General features: G+C 71.4%; 20 protein-coding genes. 5 read left to right on the top strand and 15 right to left on the bottom strand.

Features of this window, described 5'->3' with window-relative positions:
• Positions 1–24: 24 nt before the first annotated feature.
• The 9 genes from ABGB11_RS02895 to ABGB11_RS02855 form a co-directional block, all read right to left on the bottom strand.
• Positions 25–2,463, bottom strand: a complete 2,439-nt coding sequence (locus tag ABGB11_RS02895) for a CoA transferase (protein WP_347628445.1) — start codon at positions 2,461–2,463, stop codon at positions 25–27.
• A 33-nt stretch (positions 2,464–2,496) separates the two neighbouring features.
• On the bottom strand, positions 2,497–3,411 hold the full coding sequence (locus ABGB11_RS02890) for a TIGR03619 family F420-dependent LLM class oxidoreductase (RefSeq protein WP_347628443.1): 915 nt from the start codon (positions 3,409–3,411) through the stop codon (positions 2,497–2,499).
• A gap of 2 nt (positions 3,412–3,413) precedes the next feature.
• Positions 3,414–4,598, bottom strand: coding sequence for an acyl-CoA dehydrogenase family protein (locus tag ABGB11_RS02885; protein WP_347628441.1), 1,185 nt, complete (start codon positions 4,596–4,598; stop codon positions 3,414–3,416).
• Between the two features lie 2 nt (positions 4,599–4,600).
• A complete protein-coding gene (locus ABGB11_RS02880) occupies positions 4,601–5,716 on the bottom strand; it encodes an acyl-CoA dehydrogenase family protein (protein ID WP_347628439.1) in 1,116 nt (371 codons plus the stop codon).
• Positions 5,713–6,144 carry a Zn-ribbon domain-containing OB-fold protein gene (locus ABGB11_RS02875; RefSeq protein ID WP_347628437.1) on the bottom strand — a complete coding sequence of 144 codons (432 nt, stop codon included), beginning with the start codon at positions 6,142–6,144 and terminating at the stop codon, positions 5,713–5,715. Before ABGB11_RS02875 ends, ABGB11_RS02880 begins: the two co-directional genes overlap by 4 nt.
• A complete protein-coding gene (locus ABGB11_RS02870) occupies positions 6,141–7,334 on the bottom strand; it encodes a hypothetical protein (RefSeq protein WP_347628435.1) in 1,194 nt (397 codons plus the stop codon). Before ABGB11_RS02870 ends, ABGB11_RS02875 begins: the two co-directional genes overlap by 4 nt.
• Positions 7,331–8,908, bottom strand: coding sequence for a fatty acid--CoA ligase family protein (locus tag ABGB11_RS02865; RefSeq protein ID WP_347628433.1), 1,578 nt, complete (start codon positions 8,906–8,908; stop codon positions 7,331–7,333). Before ABGB11_RS02865 ends, ABGB11_RS02870 begins: the two co-directional genes overlap by 4 nt.
• Positions 8,909–8,999: 91 nt before the next feature.
• Entirely contained in the window at positions 9,000–10,115 is a 1,116-nt protein-coding gene (locus tag ABGB11_RS02860; RefSeq protein ID WP_347628431.1) for an acyl-CoA dehydrogenase family protein, read from the bottom strand.
• Positions 10,112–10,888: an enoyl-CoA hydratase-related protein gene (locus tag ABGB11_RS02855; protein ID WP_347628429.1), complete on the bottom strand. Its 777-nt coding sequence runs from the start codon at positions 10,886–10,888 to the stop codon at positions 10,112–10,114. The genes ABGB11_RS02860 and ABGB11_RS02855 overlap by 4 nt, the downstream gene beginning before the upstream one ends.
• A 223-nt stretch (positions 10,889–11,111) precedes the next feature.
• Here ABGB11_RS02855 and ABGB11_RS02850 point away from each other — a divergent pair, with 223 nt between their 5' ends.
• Positions 11,112–11,873, top strand: a complete 762-nt coding sequence (locus tag ABGB11_RS02850; RefSeq protein ID WP_347628427.1) for an FCD domain-containing protein — start codon at positions 11,112–11,114, stop codon at positions 11,871–11,873.
• A gap of 165 nt (positions 11,874–12,038) precedes the next feature.
• Here the strand turns inward: ABGB11_RS02850 and ABGB11_RS02845 are convergent, their stop codons facing one another.
• Positions 12,039–13,580 (bottom strand): ABC transporter substrate-binding protein, encoded by a 1,542-nt coding sequence (locus ABGB11_RS02845; protein WP_347628425.1) that lies wholly within the window; start codon positions 13,578–13,580, stop codon positions 12,039–12,041.
• A 213-nt stretch (positions 13,581–13,793) separates the two neighbouring features.
• On the opposite strand from ABGB11_RS02845, the gene ABGB11_RS02840 reads away from it, so the two are divergent.
• Positions 13,794–14,576 carry an SDR family oxidoreductase gene (locus ABGB11_RS02840; protein WP_347628423.1) on the top strand — a complete coding sequence of 261 codons (783 nt, stop codon included), beginning with the start codon at positions 13,794–13,796 and terminating at the stop codon, positions 14,574–14,576.
• A 36-nt stretch (positions 14,577–14,612) separates the two neighbouring features.
• On the opposite strand, the gene ABGB11_RS02835 is transcribed toward ABGB11_RS02840, so the two are convergent.
• Positions 14,613–15,713 (bottom strand): enoyl-CoA hydratase/isomerase family protein, encoded by a 1,101-nt coding sequence (locus tag ABGB11_RS02835; protein WP_347628421.1) that lies wholly within the window; start codon positions 15,711–15,713, stop codon positions 14,613–14,615.
• 311 nt (positions 15,714–16,024) lie between these two features.
• On the opposite strand from ABGB11_RS02835, the gene ABGB11_RS02830 reads away from it, so the two are divergent.
• From ABGB11_RS02830 to ABGB11_RS02820, 3 genes are all read left to right on the top strand, one after another.
• Positions 16,025–17,260 (top strand): CoA transferase, encoded by a 1,236-nt coding sequence (locus ABGB11_RS02830; RefSeq protein ID WP_347628419.1) that lies wholly within the window; start codon positions 16,025–16,027, stop codon positions 17,258–17,260.
• 16 nt (positions 17,261–17,276) lie between these two features.
• Positions 17,277–18,692 carry an amidohydrolase family protein gene (locus ABGB11_RS02825; protein WP_347628417.1) on the top strand — a complete coding sequence of 472 codons (1,416 nt, stop codon included), beginning with the start codon at positions 17,277–17,279 and terminating at the stop codon, positions 18,690–18,692.
• Positions 18,693–18,861: 169 nt separating this feature from the next.
• On the top strand, positions 18,862–20,232 hold the full coding sequence (locus tag ABGB11_RS02820) for an erythromycin esterase family protein (protein WP_347628415.1): 1,371 nt from the start codon (positions 18,862–18,864) through the stop codon (positions 20,230–20,232).
• 297 nt (positions 20,233–20,529) lie between these two features.
• Here ABGB11_RS02820 and ABGB11_RS02815 read toward each other — a convergent pair whose 3' ends face one another.
• The 4 genes from ABGB11_RS02815 to ABGB11_RS02800 all read right to left on the bottom strand — a co-directional run bounded on the left by ABGB11_RS02815 (position 20,530) and on the right by ABGB11_RS02800 (position 22,920).
• Complete coding sequence (locus tag ABGB11_RS02815) at positions 20,530–20,769, bottom strand: EF-hand domain-containing protein (RefSeq protein ID WP_347628413.1); 240 nt, start codon at positions 20,767–20,769, stop codon at positions 20,530–20,532.
• A gap of 85 nt (positions 20,770–20,854) precedes the next feature.
• Positions 20,855–22,303, bottom strand: a complete 1,449-nt coding sequence (locus tag ABGB11_RS02810; protein WP_347628411.1) for a hypothetical protein — start codon at positions 22,301–22,303, stop codon at positions 20,855–20,857.
• 82 nt (positions 22,304–22,385) lie between these two features.
• Positions 22,386–22,538, bottom strand: coding sequence for a hypothetical protein (locus tag ABGB11_RS02805; RefSeq protein ID WP_347628409.1), 153 nt, complete (start codon positions 22,536–22,538; stop codon positions 22,386–22,388).
• Positions 22,539–22,593: 55 nt separating this feature from the next.
• Positions 22,594–22,920, bottom strand: coding sequence for a hypothetical protein (locus ABGB11_RS02800; protein ID WP_347628407.1), 327 nt, complete (start codon positions 22,918–22,920; stop codon positions 22,594–22,596).
• Positions 22,921–23,182: the final 262 nt, after the last annotated feature.

Raw genomic sequence — 23,182 nt, 5'->3', positions numbered from 1 at the left:
GGCGGGCTGAGGCCGGCGGGCGGCTCAGCCGATCACCCTCCGGGCGCGAAGCTCGGCGATCCGGTCGTCCGGCACCCCGATCTCGGCCAGGATCGCATCGGTGTGCTGGCCGATCAGGCAGCTGGAGTCGGCCTTCACCGCCGAGCGCGAGAACGTCGTGGCCGGGGCGAGCCGCCGGTACTCGTCGAACACGGGGCTGACCGCCGCCACGCTCAGCCCCAGATCGAAGCCCGCGTCGTCCTGCAGGCAGCGCTCGGGGACGTCGTCCGCACAGGCGACGCAGCCCACGTCCGCCGCCGTGAGATCGTCCTCCCACCCTTGCTTCGGCCTCCGGGCGAAGGTGTCGCCGAGAACCTTCGCGAGCGCGGCCGGGTTCCGCCGCCGCGACTCCTCCGCGGCGAACCGCCGATCCGCCGCCAGGTCCACCCACGGGCGCAGCGCCTCCGTCAGCGTGTCCCACTCCCGAGCGGTGGGCGCGGCCAGGAAGACCCAGCCGTCCGCCGCACGGTACAGGCGGTACAGGGGCGACAGCCCGTAGAGGTCCGGATCGGGCTCGGGCACCGCCGGGCGATCGGGGTAGTCCAGGTTCCGATCCATCAGGGCGACCGTGGAGGTCGCCAGCATCGTGGTCGTCATGGTCCCCACCGGGCGCCCGCGCCGGCGCGCGAGCAACCCGAGCAGCAGCGCCGACGCGACGCCCAGAGCGGCCACGCCGTCGGCCTGGACGCTCTGGTTCATCCCTGCCGTGTGGAGCGGCGGGACACTGCGCTTGATCTGCTCCATGCCGTCCGTCGAGCCCGCGGCACCGGGCACGGAGGACAGGGCCAGGCCGGACGCCGCGCCGATGGACGGCGCGTAGGCCGGGGCCTTGCCCAGCGGCCCGTCCGTACCGTACCCGGGCGCGTTGAGGTAGATCAGGTCCGGGTTGACACGCCGCAGGGAGTCCGCGTCCACGCCCGCGCGCGCGGCGGCCCCGGCGCGGAAACTCTGCAGGACGACGTCGGCCCGCCGCACCAGCTCGTGGACGATCTCTCGCCCCTCGGGGGTGGAGATGTCGACGGCGATCGACTCCTTACCCTCCAGCACCTTCGAGCCGCCCGCCTCGGGGAACGCCACGAGCCGGCGGATCTCGTCGCCCTCCGGTGACTCGACCTTGATCACCCGAGCGCCCAGATCGGTCAGCAGCGTCGCACCGTAGGGCGCGGCGAACATCGTCCCGAACTCGAGCACGGTCACGCCGGCGAGCGGCAGCCCGCCCACCGGCGGTTCGCCCGCGCCGGCGTCCGGAACCGTGCGCGGCTCGACGTCCCGGTACTCGCCGAGCCGGGGCGCCGGCCGCGGCGGGACCAGCGGCCGCCCGTCGACCTGGATCATGGTCGAGGGCTGCCGGACGGGTCCGGCCTCCGGGTCGTCGACCACGACGACCCGGTTCTCGTGCAGCAGCTGCGGATGGTCCAGCGCCTCGACCGGTGTGCGGAAGACCTGAGCGCTGACATCGGGGTTGCGTTCGAACGCCTGCCGCCACTCCGCGTAGGTTCGCTGACGGACCCGTTCGATCATGATCTCCCAGAGCCGGACCCGGCGTTCCACGTCCGGGAAGTCGGGCAGTCCCTCCCATTCCGGCTTGGCCAGCTCTTTCGTGAGGCCGAGCTCCTCGACGAAGGCGTCGAAGAGGCGCGGCTGGGTCTGGGCGAACTGCAGCCAGACACCGTCCCGGGTCGGGGCGATGAGCAGCGCGTAGATGAGGCGGGCCTGGGGGCGTCCCTCCTCGTCCCAGGGGCCGCCCATGCTCGCGAAGGCACCCGGCCACCTCCGCGCCACCAGTTCCTTGAACCAGTTGTAGGTGTCCATCGTGGCGACGCCGCGGATCAGGTCGGCCTCCACGTGCTGGCCGTGACCGGTCGTCTCGCGTTCGTACAGCGCGGCCAGGATGCCGTGCACGGCGGTGTGCGCGGCCCCCCAGGACGCGTACGGCGTGCTGATGAAAGCCTGGCCGGGGCGCGGCGTGGCGTCATGGAGGCTCTGGAAGAAGCCGAACTTTCCCATCACCAGGCCCTCGTAGCCCTTGATGTGGGCCAGCGGGCCGCGGGACCCGAAGCCGGTGATCGCCGCGCTCACCACACGGTGGTTGCAGGCGGCGAACTGCTCCGGCGTCAACCCCAGCCGCTCGGCGGCCGCGGGACGCATCGCGGTAACGACCACGTCGGCGCCCGCGACGAGATCCCGGATCCGCTCGCGGTTCCGGGGGTCGCGCATGTCGAGTTCGAGGCTGCCCTTACCGCGGGCGAGCCCGGGCCACCCGGCGCTCGACCGCAGCGGGCTGCCCCCGGCGGGCTCGACCATGAGGACGTCCGCGCCCCCGTCCGCCAGAAACTGCGTCGTCATGGCTCCCGGCAGGGTCCGTGTCAGGTCGACGACCCGGATTCCGGCAAGCGGTCCCTCCATCGTCCCGAGTTCAGCCACCTGCGACTCCTCCACCTTCTCGGCCGTGCGACATCATCGGCGGACGACCTCGGCGGCGTACGCGGCGAGCACGTCCTCCAGCCGGCGGACGTCGTCTCCGGGGGGTTGCAGGACGAACGAGTCCACTCCCGCCTCGGCCAGCCGACCGATGTGATCTCTGTGCTCCTCGTACGACCCCGCCGCCTTCATGAAACCGCTCTCGGGTGTCTGCACCTGGACGGTCACTTCGGCATCCGGCCCCTGGATCTCGGCTGCGCGCTCGCGCACCTCCGTGACGCGGACGGCCAGTTCCTCGATCGTCGCGAGCGGCGGGGTCCGGGTGGTCGCCGCCTTGGCACCGGGCGCCATGAGAAGCGGGCTCCACCCCTGGTTGGCCGCGGCCCGCCGGCGTGCGACGGCACTGTTGCCGCCGACGAGGATCGGCGGACCGCCCGGCTGCACCGGCCCCGGCAGCGACGCCACGCCCTTGCCGACGAAGTTCCGGCCCTCGTGATGGAACGGAACCCGCGTCCACACGCCTCGCATGACCTCCACCGATTCGTCGAAGATCTCGTTCCGTGCGTCCATGTCGATCCGCAGGGCGAGGAACTCCGAGCGCAGGTAGCCGGTCCCGGCCACGACGGTCACCCGCCCGCCGGACAGCAGATCGAGGGTGGTGAGCGCCTTGGCCGCCGCGAAGGGGTTGTGGTAGGGCAGCACGAGCAGGTAGGTCATCAACCGCAGCCGGGTGGTCCGGGCCGCGCAGAACGACAGGGCGGAGACGATGTCGAGGGTGTGGTGTCCCCCGGCCTCGATCCACTTCAGCGAGGGGGCGGGGTGCTCGGTGAAGGCGACCGCGTCGTACCCCTCGCGCTCGATCGCCCCGGCCACCCGCGCGACCCCCTCCCCCGTGACGAGGGCGGGATCGTAGTCGCGGGCGGCGACCGGATACTCGATCGTGAACTTCACGGTCACCTCCTGCGTTCGGCCGGGTCGCGGGACGGCATCCCCGGTTCGTACGGCAGGCGCAGCACCTGCTCGGCGATCGTGTTGCGCTGGATCTCCGCGGTGCCGGCACCGATCGTGGACGCCCTGGTCCGAAGAAAGCCGTAGAGCCAGCGTCCCCGCTGCACGGCGTGTCCCGACCCCCGCCCGACCAGTCCGGCCGGGCCCAGCACGTCGACCGCGAACTCGTGCAGCCGCTGCTCGAACGCCGTGATCAGCAGGCGGGACACCGACGATGCCGGCCCCGGCTCGCCCCTGGTCATGATGTCGGATATGACCCGTGCGGCGTTGTAGCGCATGATCCGGACCTCCACGTCGAGGGAGGCGAGCCGGTCGCGCACAAGCGGATCGCGTCCGAGGTCACGTTCACGAAGCAGCTCGATCAGCTCGTCCAGAACCCGGCGGTAGGTGGCGGCCTGGTTCATCGCTCCGGCCGCGCGCTCGTGGCCGAGGCTCGTCCGCACGAGCGGCCACCCGCCGTTCTCCTCACCGATCCGATCCGACACCGGGACGCGAACGTCGTCGAAGTAGATCTCACTGAACGCGTGACCGCCGGTGATGTCCCGGAGCCGGCGCACCTCGACGCCCGGGGCGTGGGCGTCGATCATCAGATAGCTGATCCCGTCCCGGCGGGACTCCCGCGATCCGGTGCGGACCAGCGCGAAGATCACGTCTCCCCATGCGCCCTGCGTCGTCCACACCTTCTGCCCGTTGACGACGTACTCGTCGCCCTCCCTGCGGGCCGCCGTGCTCAGGTTCTCCAGGTCCGAGCCGGCACCGGGCTCCGAATACCCCTGAACCCAGATCTCGTCGCCGCGCAGCATCGGACGGAGCCACCGGCGCTTCTGGTCCTCGGTCCCGTACCTGACGATGATCGGCGCGACGATGCCCTGGCCGGTCCCGAGCGGCCGCGGGACCCGTGCCCGGGTCAGCTCCTCCTGGTAGATCACCTGCTTGGCGAAGGACAGGTCCATGCCGCCGTGTTCGACCGGCCAGCCGGGGCCCGCGAACCCGTGGTCGTACATCGTGGCCTGCCATGCCCGCTGCCACGCGAGCCGCTCGTCCGGAGCCTTCGGCCCGCGCCCGGGATGGCGCTCGCGCAGGAATGCGCGGAACCGCCGCCGGAACTCCTCGTCCGCCTCGCTCGTCACGCTCAGATTCCGATCAGGGTGGCGAGGCGGGCCCGGTGCTCGACCGGCGACCCGAAGAGCACCTCGGCGCTCTTGGCTCGCTTGAGGTAGAGGTGCGCGTCGTGCTCCCACGTGTAGCCGATGCCGCCGTGCACCTGGATGTTCTCCTTCGCCACGTGCGTGAACGCCTCGGAGCAGTAGGATTTCGCCAGCGCGGCGGCCACCCGGGCCTCCGGGCCGCCTCCGGCGACGACCGACGCCGCGTAGTACGCGGCCGAGCGCGCCGACTCCACCTTGAGCAGCATGTCGGCGCACTTGTGCTTGATCGCCTGGAAGGATCCGATCGGCCGCCCGAACTGCTCGCGAATCTTGGCGTACTCCACCGCCGTCTCCAGGGCCCGGGCCGCGCCGCCGGCCTGTTCCGAGGCGAGCGCCACCACCGCCAGATCGTGCACTCTCTCGAGGAGCCGCGCGCCGTCGGCGCCCGGAGCGATGCGGATGGCCGGCGCCTCCCGCATCTCCACGCGGGCCAGCCCCCGGGTCAGGTCGAGCCCGTCGAGATCGGTGATCGCCACGCCCGGGGCGCCGCCGTCCACGCCGAAGAACCCGAGGCCGTCCGGCGCCACCGCGGCGACGACGAGCAGGCCGCTGGAGACCGCGTCGACCACGAACGACTTCGCTCCGCTCACCCGCCAGCCGTCACCGGCGGGCTCACCCCGGGTGGCGAACGTGGCCGGATCCCAGGAGCCCGCGTCCTCGGTGACGGCGAGCGCGGCGGTCAGCGACCCGTCCGCGATGGACGGCAGCCAGGTCTCGCGCGCCGCCTCGTCGTCCACCTCGGTCAGAAGCTGCCCAACGAGGGCGACGGTCGAGAAGTAGGGACCCACGTAGAGCCGCCGCCCCATCTCCTCCAGCACGATGCCGAGTTCCACCGGGCCGAACCCGGCGCCTCCGTACTCCTCCGGGATCGCCAGGCCCTGCAGCCCGAGCTGCTCCGCCATCTGCCGCCACACCGCGTCGTCGCGGACGGCGCCCGCGTCGATCCGCTCCCGCACCCGCTCCGGGGAGGACTTCTCCTCCAGGAACCGGCGGACGAGGTGCCGAAGTTCCTGCTGCTCGTCGGTGAAAGACATCGTCATCGCCCTTCCGTCGCCCTGAAGACCGGCAGCATCCAGCCGTCGGAGATCGGGCTGAAGTCGACCGTGACCCTCATCCCGATCTCGACGGTGCCGGGATCGATCCCGACGATGTTGGTGACCAGCCGTGCGCCCGGTGCGCCGGCGAGGTCGACGACCGCGGCGACCAGCAGCAGGTCCGGGTGGCCGGGGAAGCCGTGAACGACGGAGTAGCTGTAGACCTCGGCCTCACCGCTCAGTTCGACCCAGTCGATGTCGGTCGACCGGCACTCCGGGCAGAACGGGGTCGGCGGCATGCGGAAGGTTCCGCACGCCGCGCACCGAGGCGCGACCAGCCGTCGCTCCTTGGCGGCCCGCCAGAACGGCTCGGTCGACGTGTCGGTCGTGATCCGGACCGTGTCGCCGGGCCGGACGGTCGACAGGGTGCTCACTGGTCCCTCCCCAGGATCAGCCCGCTGACGGGCAGGGTCGCGGGTCCTCCGGTCACGAGGGCGAACTCGGCGTCCGCGACCTGGTTGATCGCGGTCCCGCGCAACTGCTCCACGCCTTCGAGAACATGGGTCATGCCGACGATGTAGGCCTCCGAGAGCTGGCCGCCGTGGGTGTTGACCGGAATCGACCCGCCGTCGTACCGGATGGCGCCGCTCTCGACGAACGGCCCTCCCTCGCCCTTCGCGCAGAAGCCGTAGTCTTCGAGCTGCATCAGCACCATCGGCGAGAAGTGGTCGTAGAGGAGGGCGACATCGATGTCGCCGGGCGTCAGCCCCGATGCCGAGTAGAGACGGTCAGCGATCGGCTTCTGCCCCGAAGACGCGAAGTACTCGTCGGGCATGCCGAACCAGTTGAAGGCACGTCCCCATTGGCGGACGCCGCCGTGGGCCGCGGCGATCACGGGCACCGGCCGCCGCCGGAGGTCGCGGGCCCGGTCCATACTGGTCGTGACGACGGCGACGGCGCCTTCGGACTCCAGGCAGAAGTCGTACAGGCACAGCGGATCGGCGATCATCCGCCCCGCGAAGTACTGCTCGGCCGTCAAGGGCTCGCGGAAACGCGCCTTCGGACGGTCGACGGCGTTCAGCCGGGTCGAGATCGCGATCTCCGCGAACGCCTCGCGCCGGGTCCCGTAGAGGTGCATGTGGCGCCGGGCCAGGATCGACTGGGCGTGGCCCGGCCCCGACACGCCTGAGGGCACCACGAACGAGTTCAGCGGGTCGACCGGTTTCGAGGCCGTGACCTCACCGAGCCGGATCTGGTCCTGCTTGAGGGCCATCACCGTGACGACGACGTTCGCGTCACCGGCGACGATCGCCGCACGGGCGAGGCCGATGGAACCGGCCGAGCCCCCTCCGCCCGCCGTGAGAGCAGCGGTGAAGCGCACCTCGGGGATGCCGAGCATCTCCACGAACTCACCGGTCTCGAGCTTCTGGCCGTAGCCGGCACCGGCGCCGGAGTAGTACGCGAAGCCGTCGATGTCCTTGACCGGCAGACCCGCGTCCTCGCAGGCGGCGATGATCGCCTTGCCCGCGAGCTCGTTGGTCGTCTGGGGCGCCGACTCGCCGCGGCGGTAGTACGGGGTCGCTCCTACACCGACGATCGCGACGTCGGGTGCGCGACGGGTCATGGCTTCACTTTCCCTTGGTCGTCCTTCACGGCATCGCCGTCCTTCACACCGGTGTTCCTTCCCGTCACCGCGCCCCCGGCGGAACCCGAACCGATCTCGGCGGTGATCCTCTCCAGCAGGTCGACCCGGCTGACCTTCGCCGAGGCCGTCCGCGGCAGTTCGTCGAGAACGGCGACGAAGACGGGCACCTCGTACGCGGTCAGGGTCTCCCGGCACAGGGTCTTGAGCCCGTCCGAGGTGGGCCGCTCGCCGTTGCCGCCGACCTCGACCGCGGCCACGGGCACCTGCCCCAGCCGCGGATCCGGCAGTGGCAGCACGGCCGCCTCCCGTACGGCGGGGTGCCGCTCCAGCGCCTGCTGGATCACCAGGGGCCGCACCTTGAACCCGCCCCGGACGATGATGTCGTCGGTACGGCCGTTGATGAACAGGAAGCCGTCCTCGTCGATCATCGCCCGGTCGCTGGTCCGCACCCACGCGTCACCGCCCTGCGGGGCCTGGGCGGTGCGGATCTCCAGGACGCCCTCGTGCCCGGCGGGGACCTCGTCCCCGCCGTGGCCGACCACGCGCAGTTCGACACCGCGCGTCGCGCGTCCGACGCTGCCCTTCTTGCGCTCCCACCACCGCTGGTGCATGGGCTTGGTCCAGCGCGCGACCGCACCGGCGAACTCCGTCGCCCCGTAGGTCATGAGGACCCGGACGCCGTACTTGTCGAAGAACGCGGACGCCAGTTCGGGAGGGCAGTAGGCAGTGCCGCAGGTGACCACCTCCAGGCTCTGGATCCTGTCGCGCGGCAGATCGGCGTCCAGGACCGCGCGAAGCGCGGCCGGGACCAGTCCGGCGGCACGCGGCCGGTGCTTCGCGACCAGCCTCGCCCAGGGCTCCACCGAGAACTTGGGCAGCATCGCGATCGACCGCCCGGCGTAGAGCGGGGAGAGGACGCTCCACAGCCCCCCGATGTGCGCCAGCGGTGCGACGACGAGTCCGACGCTGCCACGGAACAACCGGCCGTCGGCGGGCGGTGCGACCGCGGTCCTGATCGCCCGGTCCACCTGGCGGTCTGTGAGCTCGATCCGCTTCGGTGGCCCCGTCGTCCCCGAGGTGAACATCTCGATCATCACCCCCGGGTTGGCACTGTTCGCGGAGCCGGAGACCCCGCCCCCGAGTTCGGTGACGGCACCGTCCGGCTCGAGCCGGAGGATGACGCCGCTCGCCGTGACCGCCTCTCGGACCTTCTCGTCCTGAAGGACGCCGGGGCTCGCCAGCACGGCAGGGAGGGAGCTCTCCTCGATGGCGCCCGCGAGACGTTCGGGAGGCTGCAACGGACTGAGCGTGACGACGCAGTATCCCTGAGCGATGAGGCCCACCAGCGCCGCCACGTGCTCCGGTCCGTTCTCGATCACCAAGCCCACACGTGCCGCGGCGCCGAGCCCTCGGGAGGTGAGGAGATCGTCGAGTCGTGCGGCCACCGATCGGAACAGCGCCCAGTGATGCCATCGATCGTCGAAGTCGACGGCCCGGGCGTCGTCGGGAGCCTCGGCCAGCAGGTGCGCGAGCCGTCCACGAAGACCACCCACGGTCCCTCCATCCGCTCATTAAGCATAAACAGTTATATGTTTGTACCACACCGGAGGCAGTGCCCGGCTGGAGGGGGTGGCACGTCCGCGATCACGTGGGCTCCCGGGGAAGGCCGAGGACGCGTTCCGCGAGGAGCGTGCGCATGATCTCGGTGGTCCCGGCGGCGATCGTCGACGAGCGCGTGGCGACGAACCGCCGGGCGGCGGGAGACGAGGCGAGCAGTCCGGCATGGCCCGAGGCGTCCAGCATCGTCTCGCCCAGCCGCGAGGTGGCCAGGCTCCAGGCGAACTTGATGATCGACTGCTCGGCTCCCGGATCGTCGCCATCGCGCAGCTTCTCCAGTGCCCTGACTCCCATCAGCCCGGTCAGCCGCGCGTCGATCCAGCACCGCACGAGCCGGTCGCGGAGCACGGGATCGGCGATGTCGACGACCTCCACGAGCCCGCGCACCTCGCGCTCGAGTCGAGCGGCGTGATTGATGACGCCGGTCCGTTCGTAGCCGAGCGTCTTCGTCGTGACGGTCCAGCCGCCGTGCAGCGCTCCGAGCAGTCGAGCACGCGGAACCCGGACGTCGGTGAAGAAGAATTCCGCGAATCCGTGGTCACCGGTGATCTTGCGCAGCGGGCGCCGCTCGACTCCGGGGGCGGCGAGGTCGACAAGGATCGCCGAGATGCCACGATGCCTGGGCGCCTCCTGGTCGGTCCGGGCGAGGAGGAGCATGTGGGTCGCCTCCATGCCGTCGGTCGTCCAGACCTTCTGCCCGTTGACGACGAAGTCGTCGCCATGGGCGTCGGCACGGGTCCGCAGGCCGGCGAGGTCGCTGCCCGCCTCCGGTTCACTGAATCCCTGGACCCAGATCTCGTCGCCGGTGAGGATGCGCGGCAGTGAACGCCGCTGCTCCTCGCTGCCGAACATGATGAGAGCGGGCCCCACGTTCTGCAGGCCGAGCACCCCGGCGAGCTGCGGCGCTCCCGCCTCGGCGATCTCCTGATCGCACTCGACGCGATCGACGGCCCCGAGCCCTCTGCCCCCGTGCGCGACGGGCCATCCGGGAGCCGCCCACCCCGCGGCGGCCAGCGAGCGCTGCCACGCGAGCCGGGCCGCGAACGAGTCGTCCTCGCCCCACGCGGTCCGGTGGGCCGGCAGCAGCCGCTCCAGGACCGCCCGCAGTTCCCGAGCCGGCCGCCCCGGCTCCGCTGCGCTCATCGGGCGCGACCCAGCATCTTGGCCGCCATGGCACGGAAGTCGTCACCGGCGAGGAGGCCGCCCTGGACGGCACCGAGGGCCGCGAGCTCCGCGTCGAACGAGCCCAGCCCGGCCCGCCGGAGGGACGCCTTGCTGCTCCGGACGGCGGGGCGGCTGAGTGAGGCCAGGCGCTCCGCGACGGCATCGACCTCCTCGCGGAGGCCGTCGGCCGATACCACGGTGTTGACGAGGCCCCACGTGTGCGCCGTGGACGCGTCGATCGTGCGTCCGAGCAGGACGAGTTCAGCCGCCCTCGTGCTGCCGACCGCCCGGGTGAGCAGGTGCGCTCCCCCCATGCCGGGAACCAGCCCGACATTGATCCACGAGCTGGCGAAGCGCGCGTCCTCGGCGGCGATGCGCAGGTCGCAGGCGAGGGCGAGGTCGAGGCCGGCGCCCATCGCGGGACCGTTCACGGCGGCGATGACGGGGAACCCGACCGAGCCCAGCAGGCCCACCATGCGGTGGAAGCGGCTGTAGATGGCGTCCGTCGCCGCCCCCGCCCCGCCATCGGCCACCCTGCTCAGACTGGGAAGATCGCCGCCGGCGCAGAAGGCGGATCCCGCTCCGGTGATGACCGCGGCTCGCACCTCGCCTTCCCCGTCGGCCGCGGCCAGCGCGTCCCCCACCGCCTCGACGAGTTCGACCGTGAGCGCGTTACGGCGTTCGGGCCGATCGAGCGTCAGCCAGAGCGTGCTCGCCCGCTGTTCGACTTCGAGCCCGGCTGTGGTGGTCATGAGCTGCTCCTTCGGGGGAGATCCGTTGACCACGGACTCACTGGGCCGTCGACTACAGTGCGTGGTCATAGAATATAGTTAAATAATAGTACACTTTCTCGACCCCGCACCGGCGATCCCCCGCTGACACCAAAGTGATCGCGTATCGTTCCCTCAAGTGAGATCAATCAATTAATATGTATGTATGACCCATCACCCGGTAGCAGGCCAGCGTGTAGGGCGCGTGGTGCGTGCGCCGAAGACCGCCGAGCTCATCGCCAACGATCTCCGCAGGCAGATCGTCCGAGGCACGCTCATCTCCGGCGAGACGCTGCCCCCCGAGACGCAGCTCATGGACCAGTACGGCGTCTCGCGGCCGACGCTGCGCGAGGCGTACCGGATTCTCGAGGCGGAGATGCTGATCACCGTCCGCCGGGGAAGCCGGGGCGGCGCGCAGGTCACCGCGCCCGACATCTCCGTCGCCGCGCGAACGGTGGGCCTGCTCCTGCAGATCCAGGGCACCACGATCAACGACGTGTACGAGGCGCGCATGGTGTCAGAGCCGGCGGGTGCGGCCCTGCTCGCCCAGCGCCGCACGGACAAGGACATCGAAGACCTCCAGGCCGTCGTCGACGAGCTGAAGGAGATCACCGAGGCGGGCCATCGTGCCGTCCCCGAGCCGGAGCGCTGGTCGGATCTCACGGCCCGGTTCCACGACATGGTGCTTCAGCGATGCGGCAACAAGACGCTCGCCGTCCAGGGCGGCGTGCTTCAGGACATCGTGTCGACGCACCTGTATCTCCGGGTCTCGCTGAGCTTCGACGAGGACGAGTCACCGGAGCGCTTCCAGCGAGTGATCCGCGCCTACCAGCGTCTCGTCGACCTCGTGACCGAAGGCAACGCCGAGGGAGCCGAGAAGCACTGGCGCAACCACATGGAGGTCGCCGCGACGTACCTCTTCAAGGACAGCCTGAAGAACAAGAGCGTCGTGGATCTGTTCGCATGACGCGCGGATCGTGACGAGTTGCTCAGGCTGAGCCTGGAGCGGGTCTGACAACGCCGGGTCTGAAAACTCCGGGTCTGAAAACTCCGGGTCTGAAAACTCCGGGCGCCCGCCGCGAAACCGGCGGGCGGTGTCCCTCACCGCCCGCCGGAGGGACGCGAGCTCCGCTCATCCGGTCGTCGTGAGGTAACGCCAGTCGTACGGTCCCTGCGTCGTCGCGAAGTCGAGATCAGCACTAAAGCCCTTGATCTTGTCCGAGAGGACGTACGCGGGGTTCTGCCACACGATCGGTGCTCGCCACGCCTGCTCGACGACGTAGGCGTTCAGCTTCCGGGCGGTCGCGTCGGCCTCGTCCCTGGACAGCCCGATCTTCGCGGCGGCCTCGAAGAGCCGCTCGAACTCGGGCGTCGTCCTGGCGGCGTTGCGCGTGCCGGTCCGCCAGTTCTCCTGGGCACCGATGACCGGGCTGGTACCCATCGTGACCGACAGGATCCGCGCGGCGTCCTTCCCCTGCGCCCAGCGCTCGAACGACTGGAGGGGCTCGATGACCCGGGCCTCGAAGGTGATCCCGGCTGCTCCGAGCTGTTCCTTGACGACGTCGAGCACGCCCGGGAGGTTCGAGGTGTCCACGAGCATCGTCCCGAGGTCGACACCGTTCGGGAACCCCGCGCTCGCGAGCAACTCCTTGGCCTTGGCCGGATCGTGGGCATAGGCGCCCTCCAGGGCCGGGTCGTACCCGGGCGTCCCCTCACGGTAGTACTGGTACTTCGGCACAGAGCCGGGGTAGAAGACCTTGACGATCGCCTGGCGGTCGAGGGCGTGGTTGACGGCCTGCCGGACCCGGATGTCGTTCAGGGGCGGCACGTCGTAGTTCAGCGCGATGTCGAACCCCTGCCCCTGCGGCACCTTGACGATCTCGAGCCCCGGGACTCCCTCAAGCGACGACACCTGGTTCGGCTGGAACTGGCCGACGTCGATCTGGCCGGCCCGCATCGCGTTGGACATCGCGTTGAAGTCGGAGATCTGGCTGTGCTCGATCCGCTTGATCTTCCAGGCCTTGGGGTCCCAGTAGTCATCACGGTCGCGAACCAGCACGAGCTTGCGCCCCGGATCGAAGCTCTCGACGCTGTAAGGGGTGGTGCCGTCCGCCTTCTTCGCCGGATCGCCGTCCTTGAAGAGCTTCGGGTTCATCATCATCCCCGAGGCCTCGGCGAGGGCGTACGGCACGACCGAGGTGTTCTCGCTCAGGCTCAGGGTGACAGAGAACTTCCCGGTCACCTCGACCGATTTCACCACGGACATCCGGCCCTTGACGACAGGACTGTCGAGGGTGCGGGCGCGGTCGAGATTGGCCTTCACCACGTCGGCGTCCAGGACGGTGCCATCGTGGAACGTGGCGTCCTCACGCAGCTTGATCCGCAGCGTCTCGCCGTCCTCGCCGTAGCTCCACTTCGTCGCCAGCATCGGACCGATCGAGCCGTCCGCCTTCACGGTGAACAACCGGTCGTAGAGGGAGAAGAGGCCGAACCGGTCACCGACGATCTCCGACGACTGCATGTGCGGGTCGAGGGTCTTCGCGCCCACCGTCCACGCTGCCCGAAGCTTCGCGTCCTTGGGGTCCGCGCCGTCCGCGCCTCCGCCACCGCACGCGGCGACGGCCAACATCGACAGCAGTGCCCCGAGAGCGGCGAGCCATCGTCTCATAGCCATGGATCTCTCCTCACAGAGTCGCGGTCCCTACAGGACGAACAGGACCTGACCTGGGTGAGGAGTGTCGCAGGTAACAATCAGCTGGTCAAGTTGGTTAAATTAAATCAGTAAACGATATTGCCCTCGCGGTACGTTCCTGCGGGCCGCCGGCGACACGGCCGCTCACCCAACCAATAGTTGAATAAGCTAACCGATTAGGCGTAGACTGGCATGATGTCCGCTCTAGTCGTCATCGTCACCGGAGCCAGCCGCGGGATCGGCCGCCAGATAGCCCTCGACCTCGCGCGACGGGGACATCGCCTCGTCCTCGCGGCGCGCACGATGGAGCCCTCCGGCGACCGGCCGGGAAGCCTGAGCGAGACCGTCCGCGATGCCGAGGCCGCGGGCGCCCACGCGATCGGCGTCCAGGCGGATCTGGCACGAGCGGAGGACGCGTCCAGGCTCGTGGAACGTGCGGTGGAGGAGTTCGGGGGCGTGGACGCGGTCGTGAACAACGCGGCCGCGACCGGGTCCGGCGGGCGCACGCTGGAGGAGATGTCCTGGGAGGACTGGGCGCGGCAGTTCGACACCAATGTCCACGGGACGTTCGCCATGATGCGCGCGGCGACCCCTCATCTCGTCGCCCGCCGAGGCGGCACGATCGTCAACCTCTCCTCACGAGCCGGGGATCTCTCCGACGACCTGGAGGGCTCGCGTCTCTTCTCCCCCGCCTACGCCGCCAGCAAGGCGGCGATCAACCGGCTGGGCAATGTCGTGGCGGCCGAACTGCGCGACAAGAACGTGGCCGTGGTCGCCCTCGACCCGGGCTCGGTTCGCACCGAGCGGGTCGCCGGGCTGAAGGACCTCAGCCCCGAGCACCAGGTTCGCCTGGTGGAGATGACGGTCCCCTCCAGGGCGGTGGTGCGTCTCGTGACCGGCGGAGACTCACTCCGGTGGACGGGACAACTCGTGCGGGCCAAGGAGTTCGTGGACCGGCTCGATCTACTTCCCGGGTAACCCCCGAAGCTCCGCCACCACGAGAGCGTGGAGGGGTCACGGAGCCATCTCATCGATGAGCCCCCAAGCGAGAGCCGCATGCGCGTCCAGCGGACCACCGGAGAGGGCGATGTAGAGAGTGCGCCAGCGGCCGATCCGCCGCGGGATGCTCACGGTGCCGCCCGCTCCGGGGATCAGGCCCATGGAGATCTCGGGGAGCCGGAAGCTCGCGTCCGGCCGTGCGACGATGCGTCCGGCGAACGCGGGCAGTTCGGCACCGGCACCGACGCACGACCCGTGGACATGCACCTCCATACGGTGCCGGAGCTGGTGGATCAACCGCCCCGCTCCGGCTCGGGTACGCACCAGATGCGCTGTCGTGAGGTCGGGCGTGGTGCCGAACTCGGCCAGGTCGCCGCCCGAGCAGAAGGCGGGACCCGTTCCGTCCAGCACGACCTGTCCGATCTCCTCGTCCAGCACGGCCAGCCGGAGTGCGTCCGCGAGGGCGTCGCGGAGTTGGCGGCCGTAGGCGTTGCGTCGTTCCGGCCGGTTCAGGGTGATCCGAAGGTGGCCGGCATCGCGGACGAGGAGCACCGGATCGGCGGCCTCGGGCGGCAGCGTCCGCGGCCCGCGTGTGCCAAGCCATCGTGCGAACTCCGCGCCACCGAGCAGCGTCGAGTAGGCGTACGACTCGACGTCCAGGGCCGCCGGGACGGGCATCCCCTCGGTCGTCCGCAGCACGTCGCGCAGCACCAGGGTCGCCTGCGGGTTGCGCTCGGCCGCCTCATACAGGAGCCCGACCCGTTCCTGCGGATCGGCGACGGCGACGGTTCCTCTCCCGGCGCCACCGACGGGCCCGGCCACGGTGAGGTCCAGCGCTCGGACGAGTTCCGGATGCGCTTCGCCCTTCGCCAACCCGACCAGAAGGCGATCGCTGCTCCGGGCCTGCCGCGCCGCCCGTTCAACCGTCGGCGGAGCGGCGCTCTCCAGATCTACGATGAGCAGCGGATCATGCACCTCGCCGTCCGGTCCGAACAGCGGCACGGCGGCCGCGCCCCCGGCCAGATCGGCGACCGAGATGTGCATGGGTCCGGCCATCGGGTCCCTTCCGCCCTGGATCCGTATCCCGGCCGGGCGGCGGATCCGTCCGATGATCATCCTGCGACCGGAGTGTACCGTTCGGACATGCGGCGGAGTCGAGGCGCGGCCGGGGAGCCTCGCCGGCGCCTCGTCCGAGCGGCCGTCACCGTGACCGGACATGCCGATGCGGATCCAGCCGATGAACCGCTGGGGCCTGCCGTCGGAACCCGCCGCCGCACTCTTCCTCGCCAGTGCCGAACCGTCCTTCGTCACATCCGGCTTGAGTCACAGAACGGCAGGAGCGTCATCCGCCCTCACCTCGCGGGACGCGGCATGAGTATCGTCGGGATCGTGTCGAGACGAAGCGGCCGCACAGGAAGCCGGCGCAGGTGAGCGGGGTGCCGCCGGACACCGGCGCGGCATCGGCGTGGGCGGCGAGCGGCACGGTGATCCTGTCCGGCCGGCCGGGCGGCCCGCCGCTGGTGCCTCCCGGCAGAGCGGCCGTGGTAGCCCGGGACTTGGCCGCGCGGTTCGCCGTTCTCACGGGCGCTCCCCGGTTGGACGGTGAGCGCCTGCTGTCCGAGCGCGCCGCCTTCACGGGCCACCGGCGAGGCGGGCGCGTCTCGCCGGGCGGCGCCTGCCGAATCCTGCCCACGGCGGACGGCTGGGCGGCCGTGTCCTGCGCCCGTCCGGACGACCCGGCACTCCTCGGCGCACTGGCCTGCGCCGATGTCGGCCGCGACCCGTGGCCGGCGGTCACGTCCTGGCTACGCGAGCACACCGGTGCCGACCTGGTCCGGCGCGCTGAACTGCTCGGTGTCGCCGCCGGGCCGGTTCGCACGCCGGCACCGTCCCGGCGCGTCCCGGTCCCCGCGTCGCCACGTCCGGTGAAGGGGGCGCTGGTCATCGACTTCAGCGCGCTGTGGGCGGGACCGCTGTGCGCGCATCTCCTCGGCCTCGCGGGCGCCCGCATCGTCAAGGTCGAAACCCCGACGCGCCCGGACGGCGCACGCCGCGGCGATCCTGGGTTCTACCGGCTCCTGCACGCCGGACACCGATCCGTCGTGCTGGACCCGGAGACCGCGGCGGGCCGCCGGGCGATGGGGGCGCTCGTGGAGGCGGCCGACATCGTCATCGAGGCGTCCCGCCCGCGCGCCCTCGCCCGCTTCGGGCTGGACGCCGAGGCCGCCGTCGCGGCCGGGACGATCTGGGTCTCGATCACCGCTGACGGGCGCGCGTCCGACCGTGTCGGCTTCGGTGACGACGTGGCGGCAGGTGCCGGGCTGGTCTGCCGCGGCGCCGACATGGTGCCGCTGTTCTGCGGCGACGCGATCGCCGATCCGCTGACCGGGCTCACCGCGGCCGTACTGGCTGCCACCGCACCGCCGGGATGCGGTGCCCTCTGGGACGTGGCGATGGCCGATGTCGTCGCGGCGTCCCTCGATCCGGGCCCGCCGTCCCCCAGCATCCCGGCCCTCCGCCGCGGTGACGGCTGGGCCGTCGAAACCGGCTCCGGCCTCGTCCCGGTCGCGGGGCCGGTCCGGCGCGAACCGGACGACGAAGCCCCGGCCATGGGCGCCGACACGACGGACGTGCTGCGCGAGCTGGGCATTCCGCTCCCGTGAAGCGACGGACGCGGCCGTGAACGCACTTCTGTTCCGTGATGCTGAGATCGCCGGGCGCACAAGGACGCACGTCCGCGTCACGGGCGACCGGATCACCGAGGTCGGCCCGCACCTGACCCCCGATCGCAGGGAAGAGGTGGTCGAGTGCCGGGGCGGTGCGTTGCTCCCCGGCCTGTGGGATCACCACGTGCATCTGCACGCCATGGGGGCGTGGAGGCGGTCCGTCCGATGCGGACCTCCGGAGGTCGAAGGACGGGACGCCCTTGCGGAAGGCCTTCGTGCTGCTGTGCCTGACGAGCACGGGTGGGTGCGCGGCGTCGGCTACGTCGAAAGCGTCGCCGGTGACCTGGACGCGGCTCGACTCGACTCGCTGCGCCCCGATCTGCCCGTCCGGATTCAGCACCGCAGCGGCGCGCTCTGGATACTCAACTCGGCCGCGGCACGCGAGGCGGACCTGGCCTCCGGGCGGCATCCCGGCATCGAGCGCGACGCGGACGGCGTCCCCACCGGCCGGCTGTGGCGGGCCGACGAATGGCTGCGCACCCGGCTACCGGTCGCACGCCCCCCGGACTTGCACGTCATCGGACGTGAGCTGGCGCGATACGGCATCATCGGTGTCACCGACGCCACCCCGGATCTCACCCCCGGCAGGCTCGCCGCGTTCGCGGAAGGAGCCCTCCCCCAGCGGGTCCATCTGCTCGGCGCGCCCCTGGACGCCCGAGGCCCTCTCCATCCGAAGGTGAGCATCGGCCCCTGCAAGGTCGTCTTGGCCGACTCGGGCCTCCCCTCGCTCGACGACCTGACCGGCCGCATCCGGCACGTGCATGCGCAAGGACGAGCCGTGGCCGCGCACTGCGTGACCCGTGAAGCGCTCCTGCTGCTCCTCGCCGCGCTCGACGAAACCGGGATCCGCGACGGCGACCGGATCGAGCACGCCGCCCTGGTCCCGGAGGGGACGATCGCTGAGCTGGCCCGCCTGGGTCTGCGTGTCGTCACGCAGCCGGGCTTCATCGCGGACCGCGGCGACGACTACCTGCGCAACGTCCCAGCCGATGACCATGACGATCTGTACCGCTGCCGGCGACTGGCCGACGCCGGCGTTCCGGTGGGGCTGTCGAGCGATGCGCCCTACGGTCCGCTCGACCCGTGGACGGTCATCGTAGCCGCCGCACACCGCCGCACCCGATCCGGAGCCGTCCTGGGAGCGCACGAGGCGATCTCGGCGCGTGCCGCACTCCGGTCCTACCTGACGCCGCCCGATGACCCTGGCGGCAGGGTTCGACGCGTACAGCCCGGGACCGGCGCCGACCTCGTCCTGCTTCACGTCCCGCTCGCCGAGGCACTGCTCAGTCCGGACGCGGGCGCCGTCCGCCGTACCCTCATCGCCGGCGGCCTACCAGGGTGCGGAACCGATTCGGAGCCGGCCTTTTAGCCGGCCTCCTGCTCCGGCCGTCTGGCGGGACGCCAGAAACCGCCGCTGAAAGGCAGTGCGTACGGCGTTGGAGGTATTCGCGGAGCCTCCCCTGGGTGGATGTGGCGGGGCGGACCCTGCGGCGAATGTGTGCGGCATCGCAAGCACAGCCAGCTGGAAGGAATCCGCCATGCAACAGCGCACAGCGTTGCGGTTCGTCGCATCCGCCGCCGGGACGGTCGTCCTGCTCTCCGGTGCCGGCCTCACGGTGCAGGCGTCCGCCGAGACGGCCTCGCGTCCCGCGGCCACGTCGACCGTTCTGGACACGCGGGCGGTGACCGCGTGGATCGAGAGGAACGCGCATCGGCTCGGCACGGTCGATCCGGGCGCGCCGCTCGGCGACCTGGAGCCTCTGCGGCGCTCGGTCGGGAACGCCTCGATCGTCGGCCTGGGCGAGCCGCAGCACGGGCTGCGGGAGGTGACCGCTCTCAAGCACCGCACCCTGCGCTACCTGGTGGAGCGGATGGGCTTCCGGTCCATCGCCTGGGAGGACGACTGGACGCTCGGCCTGGAGATCGACCGGTACATCCGCACCGGAGAGGGCGACATCGACGCGCTCCTGCGGCGGACGAGCGGCGCCTGGGCCAACCGCGACACCGCGGACGCGCTGGACTGGCTGCGCGACTTCAACAAGGGACGCAAGAAGAGCGACCAGGTCAGGTTCGTCGGCGTGGAGTACTACACGACCTGGCTCCCGGCCTACGACATCGTCGACTCGCACGTCGCGAAGGCCGCACCGTCGCTCGTCCCCGAACTGCGGAGGCACATGAAGTGGCTCCGGCCGACGAAGCCGGACGCCTGGGCCCACGCCGGCTGGTACATGCACGAGGTGAAGGACAAGAAGCCGTACGTCGAGCACGCCCGCGACCTGTACGAGATGGTCGAGCGGCTGCCGCACCGGCCCGGCGACCGGGCGTACTCGCTGGCGGTGCACGCCGCCAAGCAGATCCGCTCCTTCTACCTCAACTACTACATTCCACGCGAGACGTCCTATGCCTTCCGGGACGCCCGCGCGGCGGAGAACCTGCGCTGGTGGCGCGGCTACCACCACGGCAAGGTCGTGTACTGGGCGGCCACCCCGCACACCGCCGTCGCCCCGGGCATGCGCCTGGTCAGCCCGGAGCAGGGCGAGATGGCGTTCGCGAGCGTCGGGTCGTACCTGCGCCGCTGGTTCGGGGACGGCTACCGGTCGATCGGGTTCACCTTCGACCACGGGACGATCGCCGGGGAAAGCGGGACGGTCGAGATGCCGCCACCGCGCCAGGGATGGGTCGAGCGGCCGTTCGGCCAGGCCACCCGCTTCGACCAGCTGCTCATGGACCTGCGCGTGGACGCGCCCGCGCCGGTGCGCCAGTGGCTGCGGTCCCCGATCACCACGCGCGGCATCGCCACCGAGACCCCTGACCTGCCCTACGACTCCTACGCCACCGGCGGCACCGTGCGGCAGTGGTTCGACGTGGTCGTCCACCGCCAGGCGGTCACGCCCGCACGACCACTCTGAAGGCCGAGGGGCGGGGTTGTGCAGGCAAGAGGCCCCTTGGTGCACAACATCCTCGGAGGTAGCTTCCCGCCAGGGCGCGCTGGTCGCCGGGGGAGCCCTCGGGCCGTACCGTCAGCCTGGTAAGGGTGATCTTCACGCCCCCGAAGTCGAAGCCGTTGCCCACGGGTTGCCGCCCCCGTCCCGGCGGAGACGTAGCGCGTGGGCTCGACCCGCGGCCCCGCGGGCGGGCTCGCGTCCGTCCCGCCGTCAGCGCAGCCGGCCGGCAACGACCCTCCGAGCGCGAGTAGGTCCCCGGTGTCAGGGCTGGGAGCCGAGTTCCGGCAGGTTTTCGGCCAGGGGCACGAACTCGGTCACCGACAGCTTGCCGTCGTCGTCGGTGTCGTACTCGGCGAACAGAGCCTGGACGATCCCCGACAGGTCGTCCACCTCGGCCGCCGGGAACAGGCTGGCGATCGCCGCGGTGACCTCGTCCTCGGTGAGCTGCCCATCGCCGTCGGTGTCGTACCGGGCGAACACCGCCTCGTACTGATCGGACATGATTCCCTTCCCAGAGCGATCGTGGCCCTTGATCGTAGCCACTCCCGCGACCGCGACGCCGACCAGAACCTGGAGAGCGGGCCGGTCACGGGCGGGCGCGCGGGTGGGTGGGGGCCGGGTGTGCGGGTGGTCCTGAGAGGTACAGGCGGGGTCCGGTGCCCGGGACGGGGACGGCGTTCCACTGGCCGGGGAAGGTGGGGCGGCTCGCGACCACGAGGGCCACGCGCAGTCCCCGGGCGCGCAGTCGCTCGACGTTGGCGGGGGTGAGCCGCGCGGACGCGTCGCGCTCTCCGAGGCCGTCCCGCATGTCCGCCGCCCGGCACCGGCGCAGGTAGGCGATCTGGGGCGCGAACCGTCCGAGGACGGCGCAGTCGCCGTCCACGCCGCGGGCGGCCAAGGCGTCGGAGGCCTCCACGGGCCAGGCCAGCGCCACATCGGCCCGGTGTGAGGCGCGGTTCGCCTCCGCGATCTGCAGGCCGGTGTGAACGAGTGCCGCCGCGATGACGGCGCCGGCGAGCACCAGGTTCGTGCGGCCGCGCCGCGCGGCGCGCACGATGACGACGAGGCCCGCCCCTGCCGGGAGGGACAGCAGGGCGAACGCCGGGAGCAGGTACCGGGGGACGGCGAGCTCCGACAGCACCAGGTAGGCGCCTCCGACGGTGATGGCGGTCGCGGTGGCGACGAGGAGGGCGCGGCGGGCCTCTCCTCGGGCCGTCCACACCCCTGCGACGACCAGGGCCAGGCCTCCGGCGCACCAGAGGGCGGCGGCGACGCCGATCGGGCCGCAGTCCACCGTGGTGGGAGGGCAGGATTCCCGTCCGGTCAAGGTCGCCAGGTAGCGCGGCAGGACGAAGTGCAGCCCGCCCTCGCCGCTCACCCACCGGATCGCCCGCAGCCGCGCGGCCGGGCCGTCGAACCGGACGAACGACTCCACCAGCCAGGCGCCCCATCCGCCGGCCAGCCCGCCCGCGATGCCGATCGCCCGCCACCGCCATCCCGGTACCACAAGCGCCGCCGCGAACAGGGGCGCCGCGATCCACAGGGCGTCCGTCGGGCGCAGGAGCCCGATCCCGGCGACGATCAGCAGCAGGGGCGCCCAGGCGCGGCGGCCTCCCGCGGCGAGGACGCCCGCCGCGGCGACCGCCCCCAGCGCGACCGGCATGTTCGGCAGGACGGTGGCGCCGAACCGCAGGGACACCCACGGCACCGCGAACAGGGCCGCCGCGACGGGAACGGCCGCCCCGTCCAGGACCCGGAGCCAGGGCCGGAAGGCGAGGAAGAGCAGGACGGCCGAGAGCGCGGCGAAGTAGACGCGGATCACGGTCGGGTCCGAGGTCCAGGGGGTGACCGGTGCGGCGAGCAGCCCTTCGCCGAGTGACCGGTGCGCCGCGAACGGGATCCGCGGGGCGTCCCCGGAGAACTGGCTCGCGTACACGGCCTCGTCCAGATCCAGCGGAACCCGCAGCCCACCCGTCACCGCCTGGAGCACCGCGTACCCCAGCGCGACGCAGGCGAGCGCGACCCTGGCCGACATGCGTCCCCCCGGCAGCCGTCCCCGTCTTCCCAGGTCAGGCTAGATCATCGCCCGCTCCGGACCGGCGATGCCGGGGGCGTGTTCACCCGCGCTCGGGCAACCGGAACCGCGAGACGAACTCCCAGATGACGGTGTTGGCCGCGATGTCCTGGGTCGTCCCACCCAGGACGGGACCGAGGAACGGGATGCCGCCGGGCCAGTTGTGCCCGCCGCCCTTGATCCGGTACAGGATCACCGGAGCCTCCGAAGGGCACCGGTCGTAGGTGTACCGGGTGACGGTGGTGCCGTCCTCAGGGTGCGTGCCGGGCAGATCGGTGTCGGTCGTGGTCGCGGCGCAGCCGTTGTTGCGCGCCCAGAACGGGGCGGCGGCCGTCGCCGTGCCGCGCGTTGACGAATCCGGGATCGTCGACGTCGGGCGCGGGCGCCCCGCCGGCGACGCCCTGCCAGCCGATCCCGTGGTGCTCCGGTGTGATCATGATGAAGCCGCGGGTCCGGGCGTAGTGGGCCATCCGGCCGAAGAACTCGGCCATCCACGGGGTCTCGATCAGCCCCGGGAAGTGGAAGAGCACGGGACGGGGCGAGCCGTCGTAGTCGTCCGGCAGGCGCAGGATGGCCACGCGCTTCTGTCCCGCATGGGTGAGGTGAACGGCATGGTCACCCGAATCGGCGTGCCGATCCTCGCGAACGCGAGCGCGAGCATCGCGAGTCCGGCGATCAGGCGGATTCTCGCCCGTCGCGGCAGCGGATCGATGGGGCGGGTCATGACCGGCCTTCCTGCGTGCCCCGCCCCCGCGAGCCGCGGTACCTGCCCGGATCACCCCGGTCGTCACCCCCGAGGTTAGGCGCGCGTTCCTCCGCCCGGCTGCTCATCTGGGCCAC

The sequence above is a fragment of the Actinomadura sp. B10D3 genome, from assembly GCF_039871695.1.
Lineage (GTDB): Bacteria > Actinomycetota > Actinomycetes > Streptosporangiales > Streptosporangiaceae > Spirillospora > Spirillospora madurae.
Note: the sequence above shows the minus strand (reverse complement) of the source record. Positions and strands in the feature narration are given on the sequence as shown.

Bases quoted from the DNA above. Each gene is read 5' to 3' on its own strand.
- ABGB11_RS02880 (WP_347628439.1), bottom strand. From the start codon at position 5,716: ATGACGATGTCTTTCACCGACGAGCAGCAGGAACTTCGGCACCTCGTC.
- ABGB11_RS02870 (WP_347628435.1), bottom strand. From the start codon at position 7,334: ATGACCCGTCGCGCACCCGACGTCGCGATCGTCGGTGTAGGAGCGACC.
- ABGB11_RS02860 (WP_347628431.1), bottom strand. From the start codon at position 10,115: ATGAGCGCAGCGGAGCCGGGGCGGCCGGCTCGGGAACTGCGGGCGGTC.
- ABGB11_RS02855 (WP_347628429.1), bottom strand. From the start codon at position 10,888: ATGACCACCACAGCCGGGCTCGAAGTCGAACAGCGGGCGAGCACGCTC.
- ABGB11_RS02845 (WP_347628425.1), bottom strand. From the start codon at position 13,580: ATGGCTATGAGACGATGGCTCGCCGCTCTCGGGGCACTGCTGTCGATG.
- ABGB11_RS02840 (WP_347628423.1), top strand. From the start codon at position 13,794: ATGTCCGCTCTAGTCGTCATCGTCACCGGAGCCAGCCGCGGGATCGGC.
- ABGB11_RS02835 (WP_347628421.1), bottom strand. From the start codon at position 15,713: ATGATCATCGGACGGATCCGCCGCCCGGCCGGGATACGGATCCAGGGC.
- ABGB11_RS02820 (WP_347628415.1), top strand. From the start codon at position 18,862: ATGCAACAGCGCACAGCGTTGCGGTTCGTCGCATCCGCCGCCGGGACG.
- ABGB11_RS02815 (WP_347628413.1), bottom strand. From the start codon at position 20,769: ATGTCCGATCAGTACGAGGCGGTGTTCGCCCGGTACGACACCGACGGC.
- ABGB11_RS02810 (WP_347628411.1), bottom strand. From the start codon at position 22,303: ATGTCGGCCAGGGTCGCGCTCGCCTGCGTCGCGCTGGGGTACGCGGTG.